1 rRNA gene is annotated in these 2414 nt (G+C 60.4%); it reads left to right on the top strand.

The annotated features are described in order from the left end of the window. Nucleotides 1–2414, top strand: a 23S ribosomal RNA gene (locus tag CI601_RS06860); the annotation flags it as partial.

A 2414-nucleotide genomic window follows, 5' to 3' on the forward strand; every position in this document is an offset into this window, starting at 1 on the left:
CCGGTTCTTGTTCCCAAGTAGCGCGGGACTCGTGGAATCCCGTGTGAATCGGCCCCGACCGTGGGGTAAGCCTGAATATTCCTGTCTGACCGATAGCGTACGAGTACCGTGAGGGAAAGGTGAAAAGCACCCCGGGAGGGGAGTGAAAGAGTTTCTGAAACCGTGTGCCTACAATCCGTCGGAGCCTTTCGGGGTGACGGCGTGCCTATCGAAAAATGAGTCTGCGAGTCAGTGGTGCGTGGCGAGGCTAACCCGTGTGGGGCAGCCGTAGCGAAAGCGAGTCCGATAAGGGCGTTCCAGTCGCGTGTCCTGGACCCGAAGCGGGATGATCTAGCCCTGGGCAGGTTGAAGCGCGGGTAAGACCGCGTGGAGGACCGAACGGACCTGGGTTGAAAACCGGGCCGATGACCTGGGGCTAGGGGTGAAAGGCCAATCAAATTCCGTGATAGCTGGTTCTCTCCGAAATGCATTTCGGTGCAGCGTCGCGTGAGTGCCTCCATGGGGTAGAGCTACTGGATGCTTGAGGGCCCGTATCGGGTACCGACAGCAGCCAAACTCCGAATACGTGTGAGGTGTATCGCGGCAGTGAGTCGGCGGGGGATAAGCTCCGTCGTCGAGAGGGAGACAGCCCAGATCGTCGTCTAAGGTCCCTAAGCGCGTGCTAAGTGGGAAAGGATGTGGAGTCGCATAGACAGCCAGGAGGTTGGCTCAGAAGCAGCCATCCTTGAAAGAGTGCGTAACAGCTCACTGGTCTAGTGGTTCCGCGCCGATAATGTAGCGGGGCTCAAGCACGCCACCGAAGACGCGGCAGCGCAGTTTGCTGTGCTGGGTAGGAGAGCGTTCCGCGTGGGGCGAAGCGGCGGCGTGAGCCGGCCGTGGACCGCGTGGAAGTGAGAATGCAGACATGAGTAGCGAGAGGCGGGTGAGAATCCCGTCCGCTGGATGACCAAGGGTTCCGGGGCCACGTTCGTCGTCCCCGGGTGAGTCGGGTCCTAAGGCGAGGCCGACAGGCGTAGTCGAATGGATGAAGGAGTCGATATTCTCCTACCGGCGTCAAGCCGTCCAATCCAAGACGTGGAAGCGTGCCCTTACCCGTGTCGGGTGATGGTCTTCGGACCGTCCGATGGCATGGGACCGGCGTGTGGATGCGTGGCGGGTAGCGCGGGAGTGACACGGAACGGGAGCCGGGCCGCGGTGGTGGTTATCCGTGGTCAAGCATGCGGCGCGTCGGGCAGGCAAATCCGCCCGGCATGAGCGCGAGGTGTGATGATGGGGGGTCTTGTGCCCCGAATCCGGTGTGCCGTTCCGTCGAGAAAAGCTTCGGCGTGAGGAGTGGCGCCGCCCGTACCCTAAACCGACACTGGTGGTCAGGTAGAGTATACCAAAGCGATCGAGCGAATCCTGGTCAAGGAACTCGGCAAATCACTCCCGTGCCTTCGGTATAAGGGAGGCCCCTGCCGGTGAGGCGCCTTGCGCGCGGAGCCGGTGGGGGCGGCACAGACCAGGGGGTAGCGACTGTTTACCAAAAACACAGGTGCATGCGAAGACGTAAGTCGCTGTATATGCACTGACGCCTGCCCGGTGCCGGAAGGTTAAGAGGATCCGTCATCCCTCTTCGGAGGGGGCAGCGGTGAATTCAAGCCCCGGTAAACGGCGGTGGTAACTATAACCATCCTAAGGTAGCGAAATTCCTTGTCGGGTAAGTTCCGACCTGCACGAATGGCGTAACGACTTCCCCACTGTCTCGACCAGGAGCTCGGCGAAATTGCAGTACGAGTAAAGATGCTCGTTAAGCGCAGAAGGACGAAAAGACCCCGGGACCTTTACTATACCTTGGTATTGGCGTTAGGTGCGGACTGTGTAGCATAGGCGGGAGGCTTCGAAGCGGGTGCGCCAGCATCCGTGGAGCCGGAATGTGAAATACCGCTCTGTCCTCATCTGGCCTCTAACCTCGGCCGGTCATCCCGGCCAGGGACAGTGCCTGGCGGGTAGTTTAACTGGGGCGGTTGCCTCCCAAAGAGTAACGGAGGCGCCCAAGGGTTCCCTCAGCCCGGTTGGCAATCGGGTGTTGAGTGCAATCGCACAAGGGAGCTTGACTGCGAGACCGACGGGTCGAGCAGGGACGAAAGTCGGAGATAGTGATCCGGTGCCGGCGTACGGACGCGGCATCGCTCAACGGATAAAAGGTACCCCGGGGATAACAGGCTGATCATCCCCAAGAGTCCATATCGACGGGATGGTTTGGCACCTCGATGTCGGCTCGTCGCATCCTGGGGCTGGAGCAGGTCCCAAGGGTTCGGCCGTTCGCCGATTAAAGCGGCACGCGAGCTGGGTTCAGAACGTCGTGAGACAGTTTGGTCTCTATCCTCTGCGCTCGTTGGAATCTTGAGGAGCCCTGCCCATAGTACGAGAGG

The sequence above is a fragment of the Bifidobacterium sp. wkB344 genome (genome assembly GCF_003688305.1).
GTDB lineage: Bacteria > Actinomycetota > Actinomycetes > Actinomycetales > Bifidobacteriaceae > Bombiscardovia > Bombiscardovia mizhiensis.